Source organism: Citrobacter freundii complex sp. CFNIH9 (genome assembly GCF_002903305.1).
In the GTDB taxonomy this organism is placed as follows: domain Bacteria; phylum Pseudomonadota; class Gammaproteobacteria; order Enterobacterales; family Enterobacteriaceae; genus Citrobacter; species Citrobacter portucalensis.
Genome location: NZ_CP026238.1, coordinates 3,417,057 through 3,443,687, shown reverse-complemented (window position 1 = coordinate 3,443,687; position 26,631 = coordinate 3,417,057). Strand labels below are relative to the sequence as shown.

Here is a 26,631-nt window from a genome sequence, read left to right as displayed (position 1 = left end):
AATAAAGCCTCTGTCAGGGGGAATCCATTTACCTGAATCTGCACGGATGTGTTATAATTTGCGACCTTTGAATCCGGGATACAGTAGAGGGATAGCGGTTAGATGAGCGACCTTGCGAGAGAAATTACACCGGTCAACATTGAGGAAGAGCTGAAGAGCTCCTATCTGGATTATGCGATGTCGGTCATTGTTGGCCGTGCGCTGCCGGACGTCCGAGATGGCCTGAAACCGGTTCACCGTCGCGTACTTTACGCCATGAACGTATTGGGCAACGACTGGAATAAAGCCTATAAAAAATCTGCCCGTGTCGTTGGTGACGTAATCGGTAAATACCACCCTCATGGTGATATCGCCGTTTACGACACCATTGTTCGTATGGCGCAGCCATTCTCCTTGCGCTACATGCTGGTAGATGGTCAGGGTAACTTTGGTTCTGTCGATGGCGACTCCGCAGCGGCGATGCGTTATACGGAAATCCGTATGTCGAAAATCGCCCATGAGCTGATGGCTGACCTGGAAAAAGAAACGGTTGATTTCGTCGACAACTATGACGGCACCGAACAAATTCCTGACGTCATGCCGACCAAAATTCCTAACCTGCTGGTGAACGGTTCGTCCGGTATCGCGGTAGGTATGGCGACCAACATTCCGCCGCACAACCTGACCGAAGTGATCAACGGCTGTCTGGCATATATTGACGATGAAGACATCAGCATTGAAGGGCTGATGGAACATATTCCGGGTCCGGACTTCCCGACTGCCGCGATCATCAACGGTCGTCGTGGTATCGAAGAAGCCTACCGTACCGGTCGTGGCAAAGTGTACATTCGCGCACGCGCGGAAGTCGAAGCGGATGCCAAAACGGGTCGTGAAACCATCATCGTTCACGAAATTCCGTATCAGGTAAACAAAGCGCGCCTGATTGAGAAAATCGCCGAGCTGGTAAAAGACAAACGCGTTGAAGGCATCAGCGCGCTGCGTGACGAGTCTGACAAAGACGGTATGCGCATCGTGATTGAAGTGAAACGTGATGCGGTCGGGGAAGTGGTTCTGAACAACCTCTATTCCCAGACCCAACTGCAGGTTTCCTTCGGTATCAACATGGTTGCATTGCACCATGGCCAGCCGAAGATCATGAACCTGAAAGATATTATTGCCGCGTTCGTACGTCACCGCCGTGAAGTCGTAACCCGTCGTACTATCTTTGAACTGCGTAAAGCCCGCGACCGTGCGCACATCCTTGAAGCGCTGGCGATTGCGTTGGCGAACATCGATCCGATCATTGAACTGATCCGCCGCGCGCCGACCCCGGCTGAAGCGAAAGCTGCGCTGGTTGCGCGTTCGTGGGAACTGGGCAACGTTTCCGCCATGCTGGAACGTGCCGGTGATGACGCCGCGCGTCCTGAATGGCTGGAGCCGGAATTTGGCGTGCGTGACGGTCAGTACTATCTGACTGAACAGCAGGCCCAGGCTATTCTGGATCTGCGTTTGCAGAAACTGACCGGCCTTGAGCACGAAAAACTGCTCGACGAATACAAAGAGCTGCTGGAACAGATCGCTGAACTGCTGCACATTCTGGGCAGCGCCGATCGTCTGATGGAAGTTATCCGTGAAGAGATGGAGCTGATTCGTGAACAGTTCGGTGACGCTCGTCGTACTGAAATCACCGCGAACAGCGCTGACATCAACATCGAAGATCTGATTAGCCAGGAAGATGTTGTCGTAACCTTGTCTCATCAGGGTTACGTGAAATATCAGCCGTTAACCGATTACGAAGCGCAGCGTCGTGGCGGTAAAGGTAAATCAGCAGCACGCATTAAAGAAGAAGACTTTATTGACCGCCTGCTGGTGGCCAACACCCATGACACGATCCTCTGCTTCTCCAGCCGTGGTCGTTTGTACTGGATGAAGGTCTATCAGTTGCCGGAAGCAAGCCGTGGCGCACGTGGACGTCCAATCGTCAACCTGCTGCCGCTGGAAGCTAACGAACGTATTACCGCAATTCTGCCAGTACGTGAGTACGAAGAGGGCGTGAACGTCTTCATGGCAACCGCCAGCGGTACCGTGAAGAAAACGGCGCTGACTGAGTTCAGCCGTCCGCGTTCTGCCGGTATTATTGCGGTTAACCTGAACGAAGGCGACGAACTGATTGGTGTAGATCTGACATCCGGCAGTGACGAAGTCATGTTGTTCTCTGCGGCAGGTAAAGTGGTACGCTTTAAAGAAGATGCTGTCCGTGCAATGGGTCGTACCGCGACCGGTGTACGCGGTATCAAGCTGGCGGAAAAAGATAGCGTGGTATCGCTGATCGTTCCGCGCGGTGAAGGTGCGATCCTGACCGTTACTCAGAACGGTTACGGTAAACGTACGGCGGCGGAAGAGTATCCGACCAAGTCTCGTGCGACCCAGGGCGTTATCTCCATCAAGGTTACCGAGCGCAACGGTTCCGTTGTTGGCGCAGTGCAGGTTGAAGATACCGACCAGATCATGATGATCACCGACGCTGGTACGCTGGTACGTACTCGCGTGTCGGAAATCAGCGTGGTAGGGCGTAATACCCAGGGCGTTATCCTTATCCGTACTGCGGAAGACGAAAACGTCGTGGGTCTGCAACGCGTTGCTGAACCGGTTGATGATGAAGAGCTCGATTCCATCGACGGAAGTGCAGCTGAAGGTGACGAGGATATCGCACCTGAAGCGGAAAGCGATGATGATGCAGCAGCGGATGACGCTGACGAGTAATTAAGACGCTATAAAAAGGGCCGGAGAAATCCGGCCCTTTTTTTAATGGCATTGCGACAAAAGACATTTACCGCTACCTTAACCACACTCTATTAATGCCCTGAGGCGGAGCTTCGCCCCTTTGAAATACCTTGCTTCCGTTCATTCAACCCTAAAAGTTTCACGCTACCTGTTCAGAGCGTTGGCGCTCGTTATCTGGTGTCTGATTGCGTTCGCCTCCGTGTTCTACATTGTGAATGCGCTGCATCAGCGAGAGTCTGAGATCCATCAGGAGCTTAATCTCAGCTCCGATCAGGCCCAGCGCTACATTCAGCGCACATCTGATGTCATTAAAGAACTGAAATATATTGCCGAGAATCGCTTAACGGCAGAAAACGGCGTGATGTCGCTGCGGGCGCGAGATGATAAAACCGTCGTGCCAAATTTTGAGCCGCTGTTTGCCGACTCCGACTGTTCTGTCATGGGCAACGCCTGGCGAGGTTCTCTGGAATCACTGGCATGGTTTATGCGCTACTGGCGCGACAACTTTTCCGCCGCCTATGATTTAAATCGAGTGTTCCTGATTGGCAGCGACAACCTCTGTATGGCCAATTTCGGCTTGCGTGACATGCCTGTCGAACGTGACGAGGCCCTGAAGGCGCTGCATGAGCGCATTATTAAGTATCGCAATGCTACGCAAGACGAAAATGGCAACAACCTGTTCTGGATCAGCCAGGGGCCGCGTCCGGGAGTAGGGTATTTCTATGCGCTGACGCCGGTTTACCTCGCCAATCGCCTCCAGGCGCTGTTGGGCGTAGAGCAGCCTATTCGTATGGAGAATTTCTTCACGCCGGGCAGTTTACCGATGGGCGTGACCATCCTCGACGAAAATGGGCATGCGCTGATTTCGCTCACTGGCCCTGAAGGGAATATTAAGGCTGAGCCCCACTGGATGCAGGAACGTTCCTGGTTTGGTTACACGCCGGGTTTCCGCGAGCTGGTATTGAAGAAGAATCTGCCTCCGTCCTCCCTGAGCATCGTCTATTCCGTTCCGGTCGATCTGGTGCTGGAGCGGATCCGCATGATGATCCTGAACGCTATCTTGTTGAACGTGCTGGTTGGCGCGGCATTGTTTATGCTCACGCGCATGTATGAACGGCGCATTTTTATTCCAGCGGAAAGCGATGCTCAGCGGCTGGAAGAACATGAGCAGTTTAACCGTAAAATCGTAGCTTCTGCGCCGGTGGGTATTTGTATTCTGCGCACGATGGATGGGATTAACATCCTGAGTAACGAACTGGCGCACACCTATCTGAATATGCTGACGCATGAAGACCGTCAGCGGTTAACGCAAATTATTTGCGGCCAACAGGTCAATTTTGTTGATGTGCTAACCAGCAACAATACCAATCTGCAAATCAGCTTTGTGCACTCGCGCTATCGCAATGAAAATGTGGCAATTTGTGTCCTGGTTGATGTCAGTGCGCGCGTTAAAATGGAAGAGTCGTTGCAGGAGATGGCGCAGGCGGCGGAACAGGCCAGCCAGTCCAAATCGATGTTCCTTGCTACGGTGAGCCATGAGCTACGTACACCGCTATATGGCATTATCGGTAACCTTGATTTGTTGCAAACCAAAGAGTTACCGAGTGGGGTGGATCGTCTGGTAACGGCGATGAATAACTCTTCCAGCCTGCTGCTGAAAATTATCAGCGATATTCTCGACTTCTCAAAAATTGAATCTGAACAGCTGAAGATTGAGCCGCGAGAGTTTTCACCGCGTGAAGTCATGAACCATATTACGGCTAACTATTTGCCGCTGGTGGTCCGCAAGCAGTTGGGGTTGTACTGCTTTATCGACCCGGATGTGCCCGTGGCGCTGAATGGCGATCCGATGCGTTTACAACAGGTGATTTCTAATCTGCTGAGTAACGCAATCAAGTTTACCGATACCGGTTGTATTGTGCTGCACGTGCAGTGCAGCGGCGACTACCTGAGCATTCGAGTGCGTGATACCGGTGTAGGGATCCCTGCCAAAGAGGTGGTTCGGTTGTTCGATCCTTTCTTCCAGGTGGGGACTGGCGTACAGCGTAATTTCCAGGGAACGGGACTCGGTTTGGCGATTTGTGAAAAACTGATCAGCATGATGGATGGGGATATTTCCGTCGATTCCGAGCCGGGAATGGGGAGTCAGTTTACGCTGCGTATTCCGCTTTATGGCGCACAGTATCCGTTGAAAAAGGGTGTAGAAGGATTGGCTGGCACGCGTTGCTGGCTGGCAGTACGCAATGCGTCACTGTACCAATTTCTCGAATCCAGCCTGACGCGTAACGGGATGACGGTGCTGCGATATGAGGGACAACAGCCCGATGCGGATGACCTGCTGGTGGCCGACGATGTGCTGGAACAGGCCTGGCAGGGACGGGCAGCGGTAATTTTCTGCCGCCGCCATATTGGCATTCCGCTGGAAAGAGAGCCTGGAGAATGGGTACACAGCGTGGCGTCACCGCACGAACTGCCTGCGCTGTTGGCGCATATCTATAGCGTAGAGCTGGGGAGTGAAGATCTCTCCACGGCGCTGCCAGCCCCGGATAAAGCCGGTGCGACGAACGATGACATGATGATCCTGGTTGTTGACGATCACCCTATCAACCGGCGCTTACTGGCCGATCAGCTGGGATCGTTGGGATATCAGTGTAAAACGGCGAATGACGGTGTGGATGCGCTCAACGTACTCAGCAAAAACCATATCGATATCGTGCTGAGTGACGTCAACATGCCAAATATGGATGGTTATCGCCTGACGCAGCGTATCCGCCAGCTAGGGTTAACGCTGCCTGTTGTGGGGGTAACGGCAAACGCGCTTGCCGAAGAGAAGCAGCGTTGTCTGGAATCAGGTATGGATAGCTGTCTGTCCAAGCCGGTGACCTTAGACGTATTGAAGCAAACGCTGGCGGTCTATGCGGAAAGAGTGAGAAAAACGCGGGGATAGGGAATAAAAGAGCCGGATGGCGGCGTTAGTCTTATCCGGCCTACGAAACGTGCACGATGCTGTGTGTTCGTAGGCCTGATAAACGCAGCGCCATCAGGCATTTTGACGTGATAAAGAATTACTCTTTGTCTGACGGACTCAGCGTCACGGAGGAGAGGTAATTCAACAGTGCGATATCGTTTTCCACACCGAGCTTCATCATTGCCGATTTTTTCTGGCTGCTGATGGTTTTAATGCTGCGGTTGAGCTTTTTGGCGATCTCAGTAACCAGGAAACCTTCGGCAAACAAGCGCAGAACTTCACTCTCTTTCGGTGACAGACGTTTGTCGCCATAGCCGCTGGCGCTGATTTTCTCCAGCAGACGAGACACGCTTTCCGGGGTAAATTTCTTACCTTTCTGCAGCGCGGCCAGCGCTTTTGGCAGGTCGGTTGGCGCGCCTTGCTTCAGTACGATCCCTTCGATATCGAGATCCAGTACCGCGCTCAGGATAGCCGGATTGTTGTTCATGGTCAGAACGATAATCGACAGGCTTGGGAAATGACGCTTGATATATTTAATTAACGTGATCCCATCACCGTATTTATCTCCCGGCATGGAGAGGTCGGTAATCAACACATGCGCATCCAACTTAGGCAAATTGTTGATCAGTGCAGTGGAGTCTTCAAATTCGCCGACAACATTTACCCACTCGATTTGCTCAAGTGATTTACGAATACCGAACAGTACAATCGGGTGGTCATCGGCAATAATTACGTTCATAGTGTTCATGTATTGGGCTACCTTGCTACAGCAAGCTCTTGACGTAAACGTCAATGTCGCTGATGTATTTTTCTATACCTGGAGCATCTTTCTCTTGAATAAGATGTTCCAGCGCTTCACATAACTGCTTGCCGGGTACCAGATTAAGCATGGCAAACACGCCTTTCAGGCGATGGGCCGTTTGGGCTAATGCAGCGAAATCGCTGATAGCCGCCTCAGTATACAACCTCTTAACATCATCCGGTACTGTGTCTACAAAGAGTGCGTAGTAACCACTGGCATGAAGTTCGGCGTTTTCATCTCCGCCGAGGGGGAGTTCCTGGAACTCTTCTTGTGCCAGCTGCTCTTCAATCAGCTCAAGGACAGCTTCCTGCATAGCATTGCTCATATTAAAGTTGACGCGCAGCTGACCGGGGCCAATTTTCCGTACGCCAGACTCATCATCGCTTAAAAGCAAGCCCGAGGCAGTAAGATTAGACGGATTATCCGTTAAAAAGAGATCATATTCTTGACTATTCAACCGTTCATCAGGCGTGATGCAGGTTGCCCCCCAGTTTTCCAGCTGACGTAATACAATGCTCCGTACGTCATTTGAGGTGACATCAACCATTACGCAGACGTCATCCAACAGGCGCTCTTCACTATCAGCATGTTGATCGTGCAGGGGCATTTTAACATGGACGATGTAACGTGTTCCAAGTTCTTCCCGCGCTTTGATATTCAGGTGTCCGCCAAGCTTACGGGCTAACTGATCGCACAACCAGAACGTCAGCGGGTTGGCCTTGCCGTATCGATCGCCCTGCGTGTCATTAATGAATGGGAAATGGAGATTATCAACTTCATTTAATGTGACGCCTTCCCCGGTATCCAGAATGCGGAAGGTCAGGCGTTCGGCCTCTGACTCATCCTGGTCGACTTCCAGCGTGATTTTACCAATCTGCGTGGTGGTTACCGCATATTGGATCAACAGCAGCAAAATACGGCGCAAGGCATCGCGATCGCCACGGCGTTCATCATGGGCGCTTAGGTGATTTTTAATCAGTAGCTGCAGCCCTTTACGCTTAATGGCCGGCAGAACCTCCGGAACCACGTCGTCAATTAATGCCTGCACGGAAAACAGTGTAGATTCACCTTTCCAGGCATCGTTCTCCAGCAGGTTGGCTAGCTGGATTTCGTCCACCATGCGCACCAGAACGTCGGCCTGATTGGCCAGTTTCTGGCTGTCTGGAGTATTGAGCGCGGCGGCATTAGCAGCGAGCGTTTTCGCGGGGTCTTTCAGCGCGCTGCCAATATTCTGCATAAAGGCCGCGCGGGCCTGCTGGTTTTTCTCATACAGCCGCTGTGCTTGTTTCAGTTTCTTATTGACCAGCACCTCGCGGTCCTGGTCACGAATGATAAAGATCTGCGTTCTCGGGGAGATCTGGCTGCGAAACAGTCTGATTTCATACAGTTCATTATTGATGGTGGCCTGAATCACTCCCTGATGCTGCTCTGCCATATTGGTGATGTTTTGCAGATTTAAATGCGGCAGCAGGTGGTCGGCAATTTTATTGCTGATTACCGTGCGGTTTGCTTCCTGATCGTGTACCAGTAATCCCAGCGGCAGAAGGGAAACAATCTCTTCATTGATTGCGCGCAGAACACGCAGCTCATTATTTGCCGCAAGGTTTGGCGCCACTTCAGTCGAACGGGCAGGGAGGTGGCGAAAGGTGGTATAACCAAACAGCGCCAGGGCCAGCAATGCGATGTTCAATAACAGCGGCAGCAGAATGTTTTGCAGCGTATCCAGCAGCAAGGAGCCAAATGGAACTTGCCATACCAGTCGCATATCCGTTGAATTCAGCGCTGAAGAGATTTCAATCTTGCCATTGTTGAAGCTGATACTGACGCTGTCTGGTGACTCTTTTTCAGTAACATGCTCGGTTGTTGAGGTGGCATCAGGTTCCAGATGGAAACCGTCCAACGGCATCCCGGGAGGGATCAGGTCATTAATGGGGAGGTCAAAGGCGACAACGGTGGCCAAATGCCCTGGCTGATTAAAGGTCGTGCGTAGCGTGAAGTAATGTCCGTTCTGCCAGACCTGGCGGCGCAAAGAAGAGAAGCTTTCACGCTCATCCAGCGCATTAGCCTGTTGCAGCATTTCAGCGCGTCGGGAATCGACAATATTCCCAATCGTCGATTCTTTAAAACCGGAGGTAAGATCTTTCAGTGGTAACGTCGAGATGAGGATCAGGCTGTTATCCTGACCATTCAGGTAATACATTGACCACGGGACATTCTCCGCGCCCCACAGCGTATCCAGATACGTTGAAATGCGCTGGGTCATTTCCAGTGTAGAACTGTCATGCGAGCCGAAAATCAGCGCTTCAGTCTTTCTGCGGGGTTTCTCAAGATAATAGATATCTTGTTTCAGACGCGTTTCCTGTAGCCCATCTGCGCCTGGTGAACTGGTTGTAGCGGCAATATTGTCATAGATTTGCCAGGTCACGTATCGCCAGGTATCGACCCTTTTATGAATGGCATGGGTAATATCGACAATCTGATAACTCTTATCCTTTAGCCAGGTGTTGACGGCGCTCTGGACCATAACACCCATCATCACCAACAGCACAACGATCAGTAATAAGAAGAAACGGGTAATACTTCCTGGTAACAGGGAGAATCGGGTGGAAACCGTTGTGTCAGACTGACTCATTCGTGTTTATGACCTGTTAAACGACGCGAAAGATGAAAGGGCAGTATAAAGGGTAATGTATGAATTACCACACTTACACCGCGCCGCCTGGCCTGCATTCTTTGCGCCTGATTTTGTTGCAGTCAAGGCGGTGCAAAGGTGTACAGTGGATAAAGGCGGGTACAAATATTCGTACGGAATGTATACATTTAGCATTAAATAACAAGAAATTATTTATCAAACTTATATCTGATCGTGACGCCCGAGATAGTTAATAGTTGTTATAGTTTTTCATCGGTAGCACAGAAAGGTAAGCTTTGTGTAAAGAAGGGTAAAAAAAAACCGAACGCTGAGCATTTGGCTGAAATAGGGGTAAACAGACATTCATAAATGAATGACGGTAATAAATAAAGTTAATGATGATAGCGGGTCTATTTTAGTTGCGAGTGAAGATTTTGTTTTGTCATTCAGTGCTATAAGATATTTTTGTACAATGCATTGATTTTAAAGAGAATTGAAATGATTCTTGATTATTTGTGCTTATTTCGACTGTTTTTGATTTTAAAAAAGTTCCCTTGCATTAACATTTAGAAACATCTATGCCGATAAATGAAACACCTTAAAAGTTTTGGTATCATATTCGTGTTGGATTATTCTGTGTTTTTGCGGAGAATGAAGTTGCCGACTGGTTAATGACCTTAATCAGTATGCAGTGGCATAAAAAAGCAATAAAGGCATATAACAGAGGGTTAATAACATGAAAGTTAAAGTACTGTCCCTCCTGGTACCAGCACTGCTGGTAGCAGGCGCAGCGAATGCGGCTGAAATTTATAACAAAGACGGCAACAAATTAGATCTGTACGGTAAAGTCGACGGTCTGCACTATTTCTCCGACAACAAAGGTGATGATGGTGACAAGACTTACATGCGTATCGGCTTCAAAGGCGAAACTCAGGTTAACGACCAACTGACCGGTTACGGCCAGTGGGAATACCAGATTCAGGGTAATGCGGCTGAAAGTGAAAACAACGCCTGGACGCGTGTGGCGTTTGCGGGTCTGAAATTCGCTGACGTAGGTTCTTTCGACTACGGTCGTAACTACGGCGTAGTTTACGACGTAACGTCCTGGACCGACGTCCTGCCAGAATTCGGCGGCGATACTTACGGTGCTGACAACTTCATGCAGCAGCGTGGTAACGGCTTCGCGACCTACCGTAACACCGACTTCTTCGGTTTGGTTGATGGCCTGAACTTTGCCATTCAGTATCAGGGTAAAAACAGTAGCGTAAGCGGCGAAGACGAGAACGGCAGAACGTTCACTGGCGTGACCAACAACGGTCGTGACGCGCTGCGTCAAAACGGCGACGGCGTTGGCGGATCTATCACTTATGATATCGGTGAAGGCTTCGCACTGGGTACTGCTGTCACCAGCTCCAAACGTACTGACGAGCAGAACCGTTTGAACTTCGGTACTGGCGACCGTGCTGAAACCTACACTGGTGGTCTGAAATACGACGCGAACAACGTGTACCTGGCAGCACAGTACACCCAGACCTACAACGCAACGCGTGCGGGCTCTCTGGGCTGGGCTAACAAAGCACAGAACTTCGAAGCCGTTGCTCAGTACCAGTTCGACTTCGGTCTGCGTCCGTCCGTGGCTTACCTGCAGTCCAAAGGTAAAGACCTGGGCCGCGGCTATGGCGACGAAGATATCCTGAAATATGTTGATGTTGGCGCGACCTACTACTTCAACAAAAACATGTCCACCTATGTTGATTACAAAATCAACCTGCTGGATGACAACCAGTTCACTCGTGATGCTGGCATCAGCACCGATGACATCGTAGCACTGGGTCTGGTTTACCAGTTCTAATCTACATTATGTCTATCAAAGGCCCTGCGGGGCCTTTTTTAATGCCGTTTTTTCGCCGTACAAACAACGATTTTTGGTGTACTCTTGCGCCCGTTCGCATGAGGATAATTACGTATGGAAATGAATTTTTATCGCGCAGCACTGCTGGCTGTGACGATCTTTTTTGTCGGGTGCGATGAGGCCCCGAAACCTGCTCAGACCACAATTCCTGCCACGGTTCTGGAAGGTAAAACGATGGGCACTTTCTGGCGGGTCAGTGTGGTAGGCGTAGATGCCAAACGCGCCAGGGAACTGCAGGCCAAGATCCAGACTCAGCTTGATGCCGATGATCAACTGCTCTCCACCTATAAAAACGATTCTGCGTTAATGCGCTTTAACCTGTCGAAAAGCCTGTCGCCGTGGCCGGTTAACGACGCCATGGCGGATATCGTGACTTCGGCGCTACGCATTGGTGCAAAAACCGATGGGGCCATGGATATCACCGTGGGGCCGTTAGTCAACCTGTGGGGCTTTGGCCCGGATCAGCAGCCGTTGCATATTCCCACCCAAGCGCAAATTGACGCTGCAAAAGCGCAAACCGGGCTTTCTCATCTGAAAGTTGTGAATGAAGCGCATCAGAACTACCTGCAAAAAGACTTGCCGGATCTGTATGTTGATCTCTCGACCGTTGGTGAAGGGTATGCCGCCGATCATCTGGCTCGATTGATGGAGCAAGAGGGGATCTCCCGTTATCTGGTTTCCGTTGGTGGTGCGCTGAACAGCAGGGGAATGAATGCTGAAGGGCATCCGTGGCGAGTGGCAATCCAGAAACCCACCGATCGTGAAAACGCGGTGCAGGCGATTGTCGACATTAACGGGCACGGCATTAGCACCTCCGGCAGCTACCGGAACTATTATGAGCTGGACGGTAAGCGCCTTTCCCATGTTATCGATCCACAAACCGGTCGCCCGATCGAACATAATCTGGTGTCCGTAACGGTGATTGCGCCAACGGCGCTGGAAGCCGATGGCTGGGATACCGGATTGATGGTGCTCGGCCCGGAAAAGGCCAAAGAAGTCGTGCGTCGTGAAGGGCTGGCGGTCTATATGATTGTGAAAGAGGGTGAGGGGTTTAAAACCTGGATGTCGCCGCAGTTTAATAGCTTTCTGGTCAGCGAAAAAAATTAAAAAGCAAGATTGCGGGTTTTTATGCCCGACGATGGGGACACACTGAGGCTAAGCGCTATGCTTAACAAAGGAGTCCGAAATGAAAAATCGTTTACGCATCACTGACGATGACCGTTGGCAGTCCGTTGTGGATCGCGACGTTAACGCCGACGGTCAGTTTGTTTTTGCCGTCCAGACTACCGGTATTTTCTGCCGTCCGTCCTGTCGGGCAAAACATGCGCTGCGCAAAAATGTCCGTTTTTTCGCCGATGCCCAGCAGGCACAGGATGCCGGGTTTCGCCCCTGTAAGCGCTGTCAGCCGGATAAAGACAGCGCGCAACAGCATCGGCTGGACAAAATTGCCCGCGCCTGTCAGTTGTTGGAGCAAGAGTCACCTCTTACGTTGGACGAGCTGGCACAGCAGGTGGCAATGAGCCCGTATCACTTGCATCGTCTGTTCAAAGCCACGACGGGCATGACCCCGAAAGTATGGCAACAATCATGGCGTGCTCGCCGTCTGCGCGATGCCCTGGCGAAAGGTGTTCCGGTTACACAGGCGATTCTCAACGCCGGATTCCCCGACAGCAGCAGCTACTACCGCAAAGCCGATCAAGCATTAGGCATGACGGCAAAGCAATTTCGTAAAGGTGGCGATAACGTATCTGTACACTATACCCTCGCAGATTGCGCTCTGGGTCGCTGTCTGGTGGCGGAAAGCGAGCGGGGTATCTGCGCGATCTTGCTTGGCGATGATGACGCTACGTTGGTTGCGGATCTTCATGCGCTGTTTCCCGCCGCGCAGGATGTTCCTGCAGATGCCAATTTTCAGCAGCGCGTGCGCGAAGTGATCGTTGCGATCAACTCGCGTGACGCGTCGCTATCGCTACCCCTGGATATTCGGGGAACAGTCTTTCAGCAGCAGGTGTGGCAGGCGCTGCGCGCAATTCCGTGCGGTGAAACAGTGAGCTACCAACAGCTGGCCAGCGCCATCGGCAAACCGAAGGCGGTGCGCGCGGTGGCCAGTGCCTGTGGGGCCAACAAACTGGCGATTGTTATCCCGTGTCACCGGGTGATCCGTGGCGATGGCGCACTTTCGGGCTACCGATGGGGTATTGCGCGCAAGGCGCAGTTACTGCAACGGGAAGCTACTGGCGAGGAAACATAATGCTCGATCTCTTTGCGGATGCGAAACCCTGGCAGGAGCCGCTGGCGTCAGGTGCGGTTATTCTCCGACGTTTCGCTTTTGACTCTGCGCCCTCTTTACTGCAGGCGATAGCGGCTGTCGCCAGACAGTCGCCGTTTCGCCAGATGGTGACGCCCGGCGGCTATACAATGTCGGTGGCGATGACCAACTGCGGCCATCTGGGCTGGACGACGGATCAGCATGGCTATCTTTATTCTCCGTTTGATCCACTCACCGGCACGCACTGGCCGCCGCTGCCGGATGCGTTCGCTGATCTGTGCCAACAGGCGGCGACGGCGGCGGGCTATGCTGATTTTCAACCCGATGCCTGCCTGATTAACCGCTACACGCCAGGGGCAAAACTGTCCTTACATCAGGATAAAGACGAGCCCGACCTGCGGGCGCCAATTGTCTCTGTATCGCTGGGGCTACCAGCCATCTTTCAATTTGGCGGCTTGCGCCGTAATGACCCTTTAAAGCGTTTACTGCTGGAACACGGCGATGTCGTGGTGTGGGGCGGTAATTCGCGGCTGTTTTATCATGGGATCCAGCCGCTTAAGACGGGCTATCATCCGTTGACCGGAGACTGTCGTTACAATCTGACTTTTCGCCAGGCAGGTAAAAAAGAATAAAAATAAGAATTATTATTGCTGTCGACGAAGAGATGTTTAAACTGCGGGCTGTTATTACTTGTCCGGGTTGTTTGCATGGAACTTTTACTTCTTGTCTGGCGGCAGTATCGCTGGCCATTTATCAGCGTGATGGCGCTCAGCCTCGCCAGCGCCGCGTTGGGGATTGGGCTGATTGCGTTTATCAACCAGCGCTTGATCGAAACGGTCGACACCACGCTGATGGTGCTACCGGAGTTTCTTGGCCTGCTGCTGTTGTTGATGGTTGTCACCCTCGGTTCTCAACTGGCGTTGACCACGCTGGGTCACCACTTTGTCTACCGCCTGCGTAGCGAATTTATCAAACGAATTCTGGATACTCACGTCGAGCGTATTGAACAGCTTGGCAGCGCCTCGTTGCTGGCCGGTTTAACCAGTGATATCCGCAACATCACCATCGCCTTTGTTCGTCTGCCTGAGCTGGTGCAGGGGATTATCCTGACCATAGGATCGGCGGCGTATCTGGCGATGCTGTCGACCAAAATGCTACTGGTAACGGCAATCTGGATGGCAATCACCATCTGGGGCGGATTTGTGCTGGTGGCGCGGGTGTATAAACACATGGCCACCTTGCGCGAAACTGAAGACAAGTTGTACAACGATTATCAGACGGTGCTGGAAGGGCGCAAAGAGCTGACGCTTAACCGCGAGCGCGCCGAGAATATCTTTAATCAGATGTACGTCCCGGATGCCAAAGAGTATCGCCACCATATTATCCGTGCCGATACCTTCCACCTGAGCGCGGTTAACTGGTCGAACATTATGATGCTGGGTGCCATTGGCCTGGTGTTCTGGATGGCTAACAGTCTGGGATGGGCTGATACCGCCGTGGCAGCGACCTATTCTCTGACGCTGTTATTCCTGCGAACACCGTTGCTTTCTGCCGTTGGCGCGCTGCCGACGCTGCTTACCGCGCAGGTGGCGTTCAACAAGCTGAATAAATTCGCACTGGCACCTTTTAAGGCCGAATTCCCACGCCCAACCGCGTTTCCCAACTGGCAAACGCTGGAGCTGCGCAACGTGGTTTTCCACTATCAGGATAATGCGTTTTCCGTAGGGCCGGTGAATCTGACGATTCATCGCGGTGAACTGATCTTTCTGATTGGCGGTAACGGTAGCGGGAAATCTACGCTGGCGATGTTACTGACCGGTCTGTACCAGCCGCAGTCAGGCGAAATATTGCTTGATGGTAAGGCCGTTGCCGTTGAAAAACCGGAAGACTACCGCAAGCTCTTCTCCGCCGTGTTTACCGACGTCTGGCTGTTCGACAAACTGCTGGGGCCGGAAGGTAAAGAGGCTAATCCGCAGCTGGTCGCGAAGTGGCTGGAACATCTGAAGATGGGTCATAAGCTGGAGCTGAGCGATGGTCGTATCCTCAATCTGAAGCTGTCGAAAGGGCAGAAGAAACGCGTGGCGCTGCTGCTGGCCCTGGCGGAGGAGCGCGACATCATTCTGCTGGACGAATGGGCCGCCGATCAGGATCCCCATTTCCGCCGGGAGTTCTATCAGGTGCTATTGCCTTTGATGCAGGAAATGGGGAAAACCATTTTCGCCATCAGCCACGACGATCACTATTTTATTCACGCCGATCGTCTACTGGAAATGCGTAACGGACAGTTGAGTGAACTGTTGGGCGATGAACGTGACGCCGCCTCGCGCGACGCGGTGGCTCGCACAGCCTGATCCTTCGTGCCGCCGGTTTTTTAGCCACCCGGCGGCACTGTTTATTGTTATTTACATAAATCGGCATCATGATTAATGATATTTCATATCATGGATTTATGATTAATGTCTGTAATAAACAAAAACAGCGCCAGACTGCGTGATGAAGAGCGTGCGCGCCTCATCTGGCTGCTGACCACTGATAAAGCCATTATTTCAACGCTGTTGGGCAAGCTTACCCTGGCTGAGCAATATGACGTCGGTACGTTAGCCGACGATATTGCTGAGGTAGGGGCGCTGGTGGCCCACCTGCCACCGCCTGACCTCGCCGATACCCTCGAAGCTTTGCCCTCTGAAGAGCGCCACGCCCTGTGGCGACTGGTCGAAAATGAAAAGCGCGGTAACGTCTTGCTTGAGGCGTCTGAAAACGTCTGGGACGACCTGATCGATGAGATGAGCGACCGCGAGCTGTTGGATGCGCTGCAATATCTCGATATCGATGAACAGATTTACCTGGTGCAGCATTTGCCTCGTAACCTTACCGGTCGTCTGCTGGCGACGTTACCGGCAGAGGAGAGGACGCGCGTCCGCCAGGTGCTGCACTACGAGAAAAATAGCGTCGGCGCGATCATGGAGTTCGAGGTCATCACTGTGCGTCCGGACGTGACGCTGGAAGTGGTGCAACGCTATCTGCGGCGGCTGGGGAAAATGCCGGAGAACACCGATAAACTTTTCGTGACCGATCGCAATAAAGTGCTGGTTGGCGAACTGACGCTAACCTGCATTTTACTCAATGATGTGCAGCGAAAAGTCAGCGAGGTGATGGAAGATGACCCGCTCACCTTTTCTCCTGAAGATATCGCCGAAAACGCTGCGCGTACCTTCGAACGCGACAACCTGGTCAGCGCCGCGGTGGTTGACCCTTCCGGTAAACTGATGGGCCGTTTAACCATCGATGAGATCGTCGACGTTGTCTATGAAGAAACCGACACCGATCTGCGTCGAATGGGGGGCTTAAGCGCCGAAGAGGACGTGTTTGCGCCTGTTACCAAAGCGGTAAAAACCCGCTGGGCGTGGTTGGCCGTTAACCTCTGTACCGCCTTTATCGCCTCGCGGGTGATCGACGGTTTTGAACATACGATTTCGCAACTGGTGGCGCTGGCCTCGTTGATGCCGATTGTGGCGGGTATAGGCGGCAATACCGGGAATCAAACTATCACTATGATCGTCCGCGCGCTGGCGCTGCAAAATATTCAGCCGGGGAACCTGACGTTTCTCATCCTGCGCGAGATGGGCGTGGCGCTAATCAACGGCCTCGTGTGGGGCGGGATTATGGGTGGCATTACCTGGTGGCTGTACGATGATATGGCGCTCGGTGGTGTGATGACTCTGGCGATGATGCTCAATCTGCTGATGGCGGCGTTGATGGGGGTTATCATTCCGATGACGATGGTGAAGCTCGGGCGCGACCCGGCGGTCGGCTCGAGCGTCATGATAACCGCTATCACTGATACTGGTGGTTTCTTTATTTTTCTCGGTCTGGCAACGCTGTTTCTGATGTAGTCGCCCGTTTGCGTCTGACGATACGCGGTAGAATGAGCATCGTCATCACCCCGGCAACCACGCCAATCGCCAGGTTGCCGGTAGAAACCGTGGCAGCGACGGTCACCAGCATCACCAGCGTTTCAGTGACGGGGAGTTTCGTCAGCGTGGCGGGCTGGATGCTGTGCCAACTGAAGGTTTTTACCGCCACAATTACCATAATACCTGCCAGCACCGACATGGGTATTTCTGCCATCACTTCGCTTAACCCTGTGACTAACAGGAGTAATACCAGTCCGGCGGCAACCGTCGAGACGCGGCTGCGTCCTTTGCCCATCTCGACGTTAACGATGGTTTGACCAATCATCGCGCACCCGGCGATGCCGCCATAAAATCCGGCCAGAATATTGGCTATCCCCAGCCCGGCACTCTCGCGATTTTTATTCGACGGCGTAACCGTCAGGTCATCCACCAGACGGGCGGTTAACAGCGACTCCATCAAACCAACAAAAGCGATACTTAGCGCGCAGGGCCAGATAATCGCCAGCGTTTGCAGGTTGAGCGGAACCAACAACTGGGTGAAACCCGGCAGGCCGCCGCTCATTGAACCTTCGTCACCGACGGTCGGTAACAGTTGCCCGCTGGTGACAGTGAACACGGTTAGCAGCACGATGGCGATAAGCGGTGCGGGGATTGCTTTAATAAACCGCGGAACCCACAGCACAATCAGCAGCGTCAGGACAAACAGCCCCCAGATGAGCGGGCTTTTGCCCCAGAAATGCGGGACCTGGGCAAAGAAAATCAATATCCCCAGCGCGTTAACAAAGCCTGTCATCACGGCCGTAGGGATGAATCGCATCAGACGTGCCATTCCCAATACACCAAACAGGATCTGAATCATCCCGGCCAGCACCACTGCAGGCAGGATGTATTGCACGCCGTATTGATGCACCATCGGACCAATCACCAGCGCGACCGATCCTGCAGCGGCGGTAACCATTGCGGGACGACCGCCTAAAAAAGACATCGCCAGGCACAGTACGACGGAGGCGATCAGACTGACTTTAGGATCAACGCCTGCGATCACGGAAAACGAGATTACTTCCGGGATCAGCGCCAGGGCGGTTACCACACCGGCCAGCGTTTCGCGCACCAGCAGACGGGGTTGGCGGAGCACGGCACGGGTCGCGTGTTCAGCGACTGCGGCAGAGGAATGTTGAGTTGCAGACATAGTTACACTCAGGTCAGAAATGGCCTGATACAGCAGACCGACAGGCATCCGTGCGGTGAATAGCAAAGCGCAGCATAGTACCCGTCAGATGGACCGGTTTCCAGAAATGATTGTCAATAACCGCATAAACCATCAACGTATTAATAACATTTTTAAAAATTAAATATAATTTATAAACTTTATTTAATTATTTTTACTTAAGTGTTACCGTTGGTGCCGCTCGATTTTCACCTGCATTAAAAGCAAAAAAGCGATACTAAAAGTAAGGCATTAACATTATGAAAAAAGTGACTGCCATGCTCTTCACCATGGCCGTTGGGCTGAATGTTGTCTCGATGGCGGCAAAAGCGAAAGCGGCGGAAGAGCAGGAAACGGATGTACTGTTGATTGGCGGCGGCATCATGAGCGCCACGCTGGGAACCTATTTACAGGAGCTGGAGCCGCAATGGTCAATGACCATGGTTGAGCGACTGGATGGTGTAGCGCAGGAAAGCTCAAACGGCTGGAATAACGCCGGAACCGGCCACTCCGCACTGATGGAGCTGAACTACACGCCTAAAAAGGCCGACGGTAGCATCAGCATTGAAAAGGCAGTCGAAATTAACGAAGCCTTCCAGATTTCCCGCCAGTTTTGGGCCTATCAGGTCAATAATGGCGTAATGCATGAACCACGCTCTTTTATCACCACCGTTCCGCACATGAGTTTTGTCTGGGGTGACGAGAACGTGAACTTCCTGCGTGCCCGTTACACCGCACTGCAGCAGAGCACGCTGTTCCGTGGTATGCGCTATTCCGAAGACCACGCGCAGATCAAAGAGTGGGCGCCGCTGGTCATGGAAGGTCGCGATCCGCAGCAGAAAGTCGCGGCAACGCGTACCGAGATTGGTACTGACGTGAATTACGGCGAAATCACCCGCCAACTGATTACCTCATTGCAGAAAAAGCCCAACTTTGCGCTGCAGTTGAGCACCGAAGTGCGTGGCTTTAAGCGTAATGCCGATAATAGCTGGACTGTCACAGTCGCCGATCTGAAAAATAACGAAGCGGAACACGATATCAAGGCGAAGTTTGTCTTTATCGGTGCCGGTGGCGCTGCGCTGAAGCTGTTGCAGGAAACCGACATTCCGGAAGCGAAAGGCTATGCCGGATTCCCGGTGGGCGGGCAGTTCCTGGTTGCGGAAAACCCGGATGTGGTCAATCGCCACCTGGCGAAAGTGTACGGTCAGGCCTCCGTTGGCGCGCCGCCGATGTCTGTACCGCATATCGATACCCGTATCCTTGATGGCAAGCGCGTTGTGCTGTTTGGGCCATTCGCGACATTCTCCACCAAGTTCCTGAAGAATGGTTCATTGTGGGATCTGCTCAGCTCGACCACCACCTCAAACTTTATGCCGATGGTCAACGTGGGTCTGGATAACTTCGATCTGGTGAAATATCTGGTGAGCCAGGTGATGCTCAGCGACGACGACCGTTTTGCTGCGCTGCAAGAGTACTATCCGCAGGCGAAAAAAGAAGACTGGCGTTTATGGCAGGCTGGCCAGCGTGTGCAGATCATCAAAAGCGATGCGGAGAAGGGCGGCGTGCTGCGTCTGGGCACTGAAGTCGTCAGCGATAAAGAAGGCACGATTGCAGCGCTGCTTGGAGCTTCTCCGGGCGCATCAACCGCGGCACCGATCATGCTGCATCTGATGGAAAAAGTGTTTAAAGATAAAGTAGCCAGCCCCGAGTGGCAGGCGAAGCTGAAAACCATTATTCCGTCTTATGGTACTAAGCTGAACGGTAACGTTGAGGCTACGGAACAAGAGTTGCAGTACACCAGTGAGGTTCTGGGTCTGAAATATGACAAGCCGCAGGTTGCTGATGAAGCACCGAAACCACAACTGAAACCTCAGGCACAACCGCAGCCTGAACAGAAAGCCGTTGCGGATATAGCGCTGTAAAATAAAATGCCGGATGGCGCTGCTGCGCTTATCCGGCATTGTTTATGCGTCTGTAGGCCGGATAAGGCGGTACGCCGCCATCCGGCACATTCTCACTTAGCGCGTGACTGCGTCCTGAATTTTGTCTTCCGCTTTCCAGATACGGTATTTAACGTCCACGTTTTCCGGGGTGTAGACCACAATCGGCAACTTGCTGTTGTAACGCAGCATTCCGTCATCACCCAGATGCGCAGTAATGAATTTCTTCTCTTTCTTACCGTCCGGGCAGGCCATCATGGTTGAAACCGGAGACGTAACTTTGTCAAAGACATAGTAGTCATATCCCCAACCTTCCAGCGTTTTGCTGTCCAGTTCTCCGCCCAGGCGGTGTTGGTTACAGTCAACTTCCAGCGTTTGTCCGATCAGCAGTTCTACTTTCAGAGTAGATTCATCTTTCTCAGGGGTAAGCTGGATAACCTGGCGCTTCATACCCTTTTCCGCCTTGGGATAAGGGGCGACTTTTTCCAGCGGCTGAGCGGCGGTTTCGTTACTGGCAGCCCATGCAGAGGTGCTGGCAAAGGCGGCGAAAAGTACGGCAGGGACAATTGTCTTCATCTTATTGTTCACAGTGTTTCCTTTCTTCTGTCTTATGAACGAGTCTGTAGCAGGTTAACATATTTGGATAATCTATTAATCTGGATTTACTTATATTTAAAGTGTATTAGGTAGATTTTCGTTGTCATGATAGCGATATATGCTAAGAATTATCCTAATATTGAGATCTTTATCTTTTTGAATAAACCGTTATATACATTGTTATATAACTCATTGAAATGTGAGCAAAAGCGCATTTTTTCCCGCCAACTCAACACTCCTTTGATCCGGCAACAGCATTTACCCCAATTGGGGTATGCACCTCTAACACATCCTGAAATATCTTACGGCTAAAAATAACTACTCATAAATAGTGCAGTTTTTTATGTCGTTCAACCCGCCGAGGGAGGGCGTCATTATGGAAGGACAATGTCATGGTTGATTTATCCCGTCGAGGTATGTTGACAGGCAGTTGGCGAAACGCCAGCGCAGGGATCCGTCCGCCGTGGAGCAAGGAAGACTCTCACTTTCTGGCCCATTGCCTCCGTTGTGACGCCTGCATTCAGGCGTGCGAAACCGACATCCTGCAGCGAGGCCAGGGTGGTTACCCGAGCGTAAATTTCAAACACGGCGAGTGCAGCTTTTGCTATGCCTGCGCAGAAGCCTGTCCCGAATCACTTTTTCTTCCGCGCCACACCAGGGCATGGGATCTGAATTTTACGATTGGGGAAAACTGTCTCGCACATCAGTCCGTTGAATGTCACCGCTGTCAGGATAGCTGTGAGCCCATGGCAATAACCTTTCGCCCCACGCTTTCCGGCATTTATCAGCCGCAGCTCGACAATCAGGACTGTAACGGATGTGGCGCCTGTGTCGCTATCTGCCCGGTATCAGCCATTAACGCGGAGTACAACCATGGACAATAACTGGCAGGTCTGCAGCCTGGTCGTTCAGGCCAAAAGCCAGCATATCAACGATATCGCCACTCAGTTGCGTTCCTTTCCCGGTTGCGAAGTTGCACTCAGCGATGTGGAAAGTGGTCAGTTGATTGTGGTGGTGGAAGCTGAGCAAAGTGAAACGCTAATGAAAACAATTGAGTCAGTACGCAACGTTGCGGGCGTACTGGCGGTGTCGCTGGTTTATCACCAGCAGGATGAGCAAGGTGAGGAAACACCATGAAACTCAGTCGTCGTAGCTTTATGAAAGCTAACGCCGTTGCGGCCGCTGCGGCGGCTGCCGGGTTAAGCGTGCCGGGCGTTGCCCGCGCGGTAGTCGGTCAGCAAGAAGCCATTAAATGGGACAAAGCCCCGTGCCGTTTTTGCGGGACGGGCTGTGGCGTATTGGTCGGAACGCAGCAAGGGCGTGTTGTGGCATGTCAGGGCGATCCGGATGCGCCGGTTAACCGTGGGCTCAACTGCATCAAAGGTTACTTCCTGCCGAAAATCATGTACGGAAAAGACCGTTTAACGCAGCCGATGCTGCGCATGAAAGACGGCAAGTATCACAAAGAAGGCGAGTTCACCCCGATTAGCTGGGACCAGGCCTTTGACGTGATGGAAGAGAAATTCAAAACGTCGATGAAAGAGAAAGGCCCTGAGTCTATCGGTATGTTCGGCTCTGGCCAGTGGACGATTTGGGAAGGTTATGCCGCTGCCAAATTGTTTAAAGCGGGTTTCCGTTCCAATAACATCGACCCGAACGCACGTCACTGCATGGCCTCAGCGGTAGTCGGCTTTATGCGTACCTTCGGTATGGATGAACCGATGGGCTGCTATGACGATATCGAACATGCCGATGCCTTCGTCTTGTGGGGCGCGAATATGGCGGAAATGCACCCGATCCTGTGGTCGCGCATCACCAACCGTCGTCTGTCCGATCCTAACGTGAACGTCGCGGTTCTCTCCACCTTCCAGCACCGCAGCTTTGAGCTGGCGGATAACGGTATGGTCTTCACGCCGCAAACCGATCTGGTGATCCTCAACTACATCGCGAACTACATCATTCAAAACAATGCGATTAACCAGGATTTCTTTAGCAAGCACGTTAACCTGCGTAAAGGCGTGACGGACATCGGCTACGGTCTGCGTCCAACCCATCCGCTGGAAAAAGCGGCGAAAAACCCGGGATCCGATGCTTCTGAACCGATGAGCTTTGAGGATTACAAAGCCTTCGTTGCTGAGTACACGCTGGATAAAACCGCCGAAATGACCGGCGTACCGAAAGATCAGCTGGAACAGCTGGCGCAGCTGTATGCCGATCCGAAGAAAAAAGTCATCTCCTACTGGACGATGGGTTTTAACCAGCACACCCGCGGCGTGTGGGCCAACAACCTGGTCTATAACCTGCACTTGCTGACTGGCAAAATCTCCCAGCCAGGCTGCGGCCCGTTCTCTCTGACCGGCCAGCCTTCAGCCTGCGGCACCGCGCGTGAAGTCGGTACGTTCTCCCACCGTCTGCCTGCGGACATGGTGGTAACGAACGAAAAACACCGCGATATCTGTGAGAAGCACTGGAATATTCCGTCAGGGACCATTCCGGCAAAAGTTGGTCTGCACGCCGTGGCGCAAGACCGCGCGCTGAAAGATGGCAAGCTCAATGTCTACTGGGCGATGTGTACTAACAACATGCAGGCCGGTCCGAACATCAACGAAGAGCGTATGCCGGGCTGGCGTGATCCGCGTAACTTCATCATCGTCTCCGATCCGTACCCGACGATCAGCGCCCTGTCGGCTGACCTGATCCTGCCGACCGCGATGTGGGTAGAGAAAGAAGGCGCCTACGGGAACGCGGAACGCCGTACACAGTTCTGGCGTCAGCAAATTAAAGCGCCGGGCGAATCGAAATCGGATCTGTGGCAACTGGTGCAGTTCTCTCGTCGCTTCAAAACAGAAGAAGTATGGCCGGAAGAGCTGCTGGCACAAAAACCGGAACTGCGCGGTAAAACGCTGTATGACGTGCTGTTTGCTACGCCAGCAGTAACGAAATTCCCAGTGACTGAACTGGCTGAAGATCAACTGAACGATGAATCCCGCGAGCTGGGCTTCTATCTGCAAAAAGGCTTGTTCGAAGAGTACGCCTGGTTTGGCCGCGGTCACGGGCACGATCTTGCGCCATTTGACGATTACCACAAAGCGCGCGGTTTACGCTGGCCAGTCGTTGAGGGTAAAGAGACCCAGTGGCGCTACAGCGAAGGCAACGACCCTTACGTGAAAGCAGGTGAAAGCTACAAGTTCTACGGTAAACCGGACGGTAAAGCGGTTATCTTCGCGCTGCCATTTGAGCCTGCTGCTGAAGCGCCGGATAAAGAATATGACCTGTGGCTGTCTACCGGACGTGTACTGGAACACTGGCATACCGGCAGTATGACGCGTCGTGTGCCTGAACTACACCGTGCATTCCCGGAAGCCGTGCTGTTTATCCACCCGCTGGATGCAAAAGCACGCGATCTGCGCCGTGGCGATAAGGTCAAAGTGATTTCCCGTCGTGGCGAAGTGATTTCGATTGTTGAAACACGCGGTCGTAACCGTCCGCCGCAAGGGCTGGTGTACATGCCGTTCTTCGATGCCGCACAGCTGGTGAATAACCTGACGCTGGATGCGACGGATCCGCTCTCCAAAGAGACGGATTTCAAGAAGTGCGCCGTGAAACTGGCGAAGGTGTAACGCGTTATGTCCCGGTCAGCAAAACCCCAAAATGGCCGCCGCCGCTTTCTGCGCGATATGGTTCGCGCAGCGGGCGGGCTGGCCGTCGTTGGCGTGGCGCTGGGGTTGCAACAACAAACCGCACGCGCAACCGGCGTGCGGTTGCGCCCGCCAGGTGCACTGAGCGAGGAGGCATTCGCCAGCGCCTGCGTACGTTGCGGTCAGTGCGTTCAGGCATGTCCCTATGACACGCTGAAGCTGGCAACGCTGGCCTCCGGGCTGGCGGCCGGTACGCCATATTTTGTCGCCCGTGATATTCCCTGCGAAATGTGTGAGGACATTCCGTGTGCCAAAGTCTGCCCGAGTGGCGCGTTGGACAGGGAAATTGAATCCATTGACGATTCGCGTATGGGGCTGGCGGTACTGCTGGATCACGAAAACTGCCTCAACTATCAGGGACTACGCTGCGACGTTTGCTATCGCGAGTGCCCGAAAATTGATGAGGCGATCACCCTGGAGCTGGACCGCAATATGCGTACCGGCAAGCATGCGCGGTTTATTCCGACCGTGCACAGCGATGCCTGTACCGGCTGTGGGAAATGCGAAAAAGTCTGCGTACTGGAACAGCCAGCAATAAAAGTGCTGCCGCTGTCGCTGGCGAAAGGGGAGTTAGGACACCATTACCGCTTCGGTTGGCTGGAGGGGAACAATGGCAAATCGTAAACGTGATGCCGGGCGTGAAGCGCAGGCAAAAAAAGGATGGTGGAAGAGTCATCGCTGGCTGCTGCTGCGTCGTTTGAGTCAGTTTCTGATACTGGCGATGTTCCTCAGCGGCCCGTGGCTTGGCGTGTGGATCCTGCATGGCAACTACAGTAGCAGCCTGTTGCTGGACGCTATCCCGTTCACCGATCCGCTGATTACTCTGCAAAGCCTGGCCAGCGGGCATCTGCCGGCGACGGTGGCGTTAACGGGAGCAGCTATCATCACGGTGCTGTATGCCCTGGCCGGTAAGCGACTGTTTTGCAGTTGGGTTTGTCCCATGAACCCGGTTACCGATTTAGCCAGTTGGTTGCGCAGAAGGTTTGACCTGAATCAGTCCGCAACCCTGCCGCGCCATATACGGTACGTCCTGCTGGTGGTTATCCTGGTCGGTTCCGCCCTGACCGGTACGCTGTTGTGGGAGTGGATAAATCCAGTCTCTCTGCTTGGACGGAGCCTGGTAATGGGATTCGGTAGCGGAGCGCTGCTGATCCTCGCGCTGTTTTTATTTGATTTACTGGTCGTTGAGCATGGCTGGTGCGGGCATCTTTGCCCACTGGGTGCGCTGTATAGCGTGGTGGGAAGCAAAGGGGCATTAACCGTTTCGGCAAAAGAACGTAACAGATGTAACCGCTGTATGGATTGTTTTCATGTTTGCCCGGAACCGCATGTGCTACGTGCGCCGGTGCTGGATGAGCAAAGTCCGGTGCAGGTAACCAGCCGCGATTGCATGGCCTGCGGTCGCTGCGTGGATGTCTGTTCTGAGGATGTTTTTACAATAACAACACGATGGAGTTCGGGAGCGAAATCATGAAAAGCCATGACCTGATTAAGACGCTGTGTCAATGGACGGCCCTGCTTGCCCTGGTCGTCAGTGGGGCCGTTTGGGCTGCAAATGGAGTGGATCTGAGCCAGTCACCGGAAGTCTCAGGAACACAGGAAGGGGCGATTCGCATGCCGAAAGAGCAAGAGCGCATGCCGCTGAACTATGTGAATCAGCCGCCGATGGTTCCGCATAGCGTTGAAGGGTATCAGGTGACGACGAACACTAACCGCTGCCTGCAATGCCACGGTGTGGAAAGCTATCGCACTACTGGTGCGCCGCGCATCAGTCCGACGCACTTTATGGACAGCGACGGCAAGGTATTGGCTGAAGTTGCGCCGCGTCGTTATTTCTGCCTGCAATGTCACGTTCCGCAGGCTGACGCCGCGCCGATTGTTGAAAATACCTTCACCCCCTCGAAAGGTTACGGGAAATAAGAGGTCATT

Annotated in this window: 19 protein-coding genes; 15 read left to right on the top strand and 4 right to left on the bottom strand. The window is 52.8% G+C overall.

Going from position 1 to position 26,631, the window contains the following annotated elements; all coding sequences use genetic code 11:
- Positions 1-102 precede the first annotated feature (102 nt).
- Complete coding sequence (gene gyrA / locus C2U43_RS17655; protein WP_057066395.1) at positions 103-2,742, top strand: DNA topoisomerase (ATP-hydrolyzing) subunit A; 2,640 nt, start codon at positions 103-105, stop codon at positions 2,740-2,742.
- A 121-nt stretch (positions 2,743-2,863) separates the two neighbouring features.
- Positions 2,864-5,710 carry a two-component system sensor histidine kinase RcsC gene (rcsC, locus tag C2U43_RS17650; protein ID WP_008785313.1) on the top strand — a complete coding sequence of 949 codons (2,847 nt, stop codon included), beginning with the start codon at positions 2,864-2,866 and terminating at the stop codon, positions 5,708-5,710.
- A gap of 118 nt (positions 5,711-5,828) precedes the next feature.
- Here rcsC and rcsB read toward each other — a convergent pair whose 3' ends face one another.
- Positions 5,829-6,479 carry a response regulator transcription factor RcsB gene (gene rcsB, locus C2U43_RS17645; RefSeq protein ID WP_003027592.1) on the bottom strand — a complete coding sequence of 217 codons (651 nt, stop codon included), beginning with the start codon at positions 6,477-6,479 and terminating at the stop codon, positions 5,829-5,831.
- A 16-nt stretch (positions 6,480-6,495) separates the two neighbouring features.
- On the bottom strand, positions 6,496-9,165 hold the full coding sequence (gene rcsD, locus C2U43_RS17640; protein WP_060683514.1) for a phosphotransferase RcsD: 2,670 nt from the start codon (positions 9,163-9,165) through the stop codon (positions 6,496-6,498).
- A gap of 736 nt (positions 9,166-9,901) precedes the next feature.
- On the opposite strand from rcsD, the gene C2U43_RS17635 reads away from it, so the two are divergent.
- The 6 genes from C2U43_RS17635 to mgtE all read left to right on the top strand — a co-directional run bounded on the left by C2U43_RS17635 (position 9,902) and on the right by mgtE (position 17,239).
- Entirely contained in the window at positions 9,902-11,017 is a 1,116-nt protein-coding gene (locus C2U43_RS17635; RefSeq protein ID WP_103285569.1) for a porin OmpC, read from the top strand.
- 114 nt (positions 11,018-11,131) lie between these two features.
- Positions 11,132-12,184 carry an FAD:protein FMN transferase ApbE gene (apbE, locus tag C2U43_RS17625; RefSeq protein WP_079934557.1) on the top strand — a complete coding sequence of 351 codons (1,053 nt, stop codon included), beginning with the start codon at positions 11,132-11,134 and terminating at the stop codon, positions 12,182-12,184.
- A gap of 79 nt (positions 12,185-12,263) precedes the next feature.
- On the top strand, positions 12,264-13,328 hold the full coding sequence (gene ada, locus C2U43_RS17620) for a bifunctional DNA-binding transcriptional regulator/O6-methylguanine-DNA methyltransferase Ada (RefSeq protein WP_103285568.1): 1,065 nt from the start codon (positions 12,264-12,266) through the stop codon (positions 13,326-13,328).
- Complete coding sequence (gene alkB, locus C2U43_RS17615; protein ID WP_048224665.1) at positions 13,328-13,978, top strand: DNA oxidative demethylase AlkB; 651 nt, start codon at positions 13,328-13,330, stop codon at positions 13,976-13,978. The genes ada and alkB overlap by 1 nt, the downstream gene beginning before the upstream one ends.
- Before the next feature lie 75 nt (positions 13,979-14,053).
- The gene (locus C2U43_RS17610; protein ID WP_103285567.1) at positions 14,054-15,697 is read left to right on the top strand and encodes a multidrug ABC transporter permease/ATP-binding protein; all 1,644 of its coding nucleotides are present in this window, start codon (positions 14,054-14,056) and stop codon (positions 15,695-15,697) included.
- A 105-nt stretch (positions 15,698-15,802) separates the two neighbouring features.
- Entirely contained in the window at positions 15,803-17,239 is a 1,437-nt protein-coding gene (gene mgtE, locus C2U43_RS17605; protein WP_008785304.1) for a magnesium transporter, read from the top strand.
- Here the strand turns inward: mgtE and C2U43_RS17600 are convergent.
- Positions 17,202-18,449, bottom strand: a complete 1,248-nt coding sequence (locus C2U43_RS17600) for a SulP family inorganic anion transporter (protein WP_103286010.1) — start codon at positions 18,447-18,449, stop codon at positions 17,202-17,204. The two genes, mgtE and C2U43_RS17600, sit on opposite strands and share 38 nt — an antisense overlap.
- 278 nt (positions 18,450-18,727) lie before the next feature.
- Between C2U43_RS17600 and mqo the strand changes: the two genes are divergently transcribed.
- Complete coding sequence (mqo, locus tag C2U43_RS17595; protein ID WP_003834639.1) at positions 18,728-20,389, top strand: malate dehydrogenase (quinone); 1,662 nt, start codon at positions 18,728-18,730, stop codon at positions 20,387-20,389.
- Positions 20,390-20,485: 96 nt separating this feature from the next.
- On the opposite strand, the gene eco is transcribed toward mqo, so the two are convergent.
- Positions 20,486-20,983, bottom strand: coding sequence for a serine protease inhibitor ecotin (eco, locus tag C2U43_RS17590; RefSeq protein ID WP_032941984.1), 498 nt, complete (start codon positions 20,981-20,983; stop codon positions 20,486-20,488).
- A 413-nt stretch (positions 20,984-21,396) separates the two neighbouring features.
- On the opposite strand from eco, the gene napF reads away from it, so the two are divergent.
- The 6 genes from napF to napB are packed head-to-tail and all read left to right on the top strand — an operon-like array spanning position 21,397 to position 26,622.
- Positions 21,397-21,888, top strand: coding sequence for a ferredoxin-type protein NapF (gene napF / locus C2U43_RS17585; protein ID WP_003027564.1), 492 nt, complete (start codon positions 21,397-21,399; stop codon positions 21,886-21,888).
- Positions 21,878-22,141 (top strand): chaperone NapD, encoded by a 264-nt coding sequence (gene napD / locus C2U43_RS17580; RefSeq protein WP_003027560.1) that lies wholly within the window; start codon positions 21,878-21,880, stop codon positions 22,139-22,141. Before napF ends, napD begins: the two co-directional genes overlap by 11 nt.
- A complete protein-coding gene (napA, locus tag C2U43_RS17575) occupies positions 22,138-24,624 on the top strand; it encodes a nitrate reductase catalytic subunit NapA (protein ID WP_008785300.1) in 2,487 nt (828 codons plus the stop codon). The genes napD and napA overlap by 4 nt, the downstream gene beginning before the upstream one ends.
- A 6-nt stretch (positions 24,625-24,630) precedes the next feature.
- Positions 24,631-25,326: a ferredoxin-type protein NapG gene (gene napG / locus C2U43_RS17570; RefSeq protein ID WP_003834629.1), complete on the top strand. Its 696-nt coding sequence runs from the start codon at positions 24,631-24,633 to the stop codon at positions 25,324-25,326.
- A complete protein-coding gene (gene napH / locus C2U43_RS17565) occupies positions 25,313-26,176 on the top strand; it encodes a quinol dehydrogenase ferredoxin subunit NapH (protein ID WP_003027552.1) in 864 nt (287 codons plus the stop codon). The genes napG and napH overlap by 14 nt, the downstream gene beginning before the upstream one ends.
- Complete coding sequence (napB, locus tag C2U43_RS17560) at positions 26,173-26,622, top strand: nitrate reductase cytochrome c-type subunit (protein ID WP_003834627.1); 450 nt, start codon at positions 26,173-26,175, stop codon at positions 26,620-26,622. Before napH ends, napB begins: the two co-directional genes overlap by 4 nt.
- The last annotated feature ends 9 nt before the right edge of the window (positions 26,623-26,631 follow it).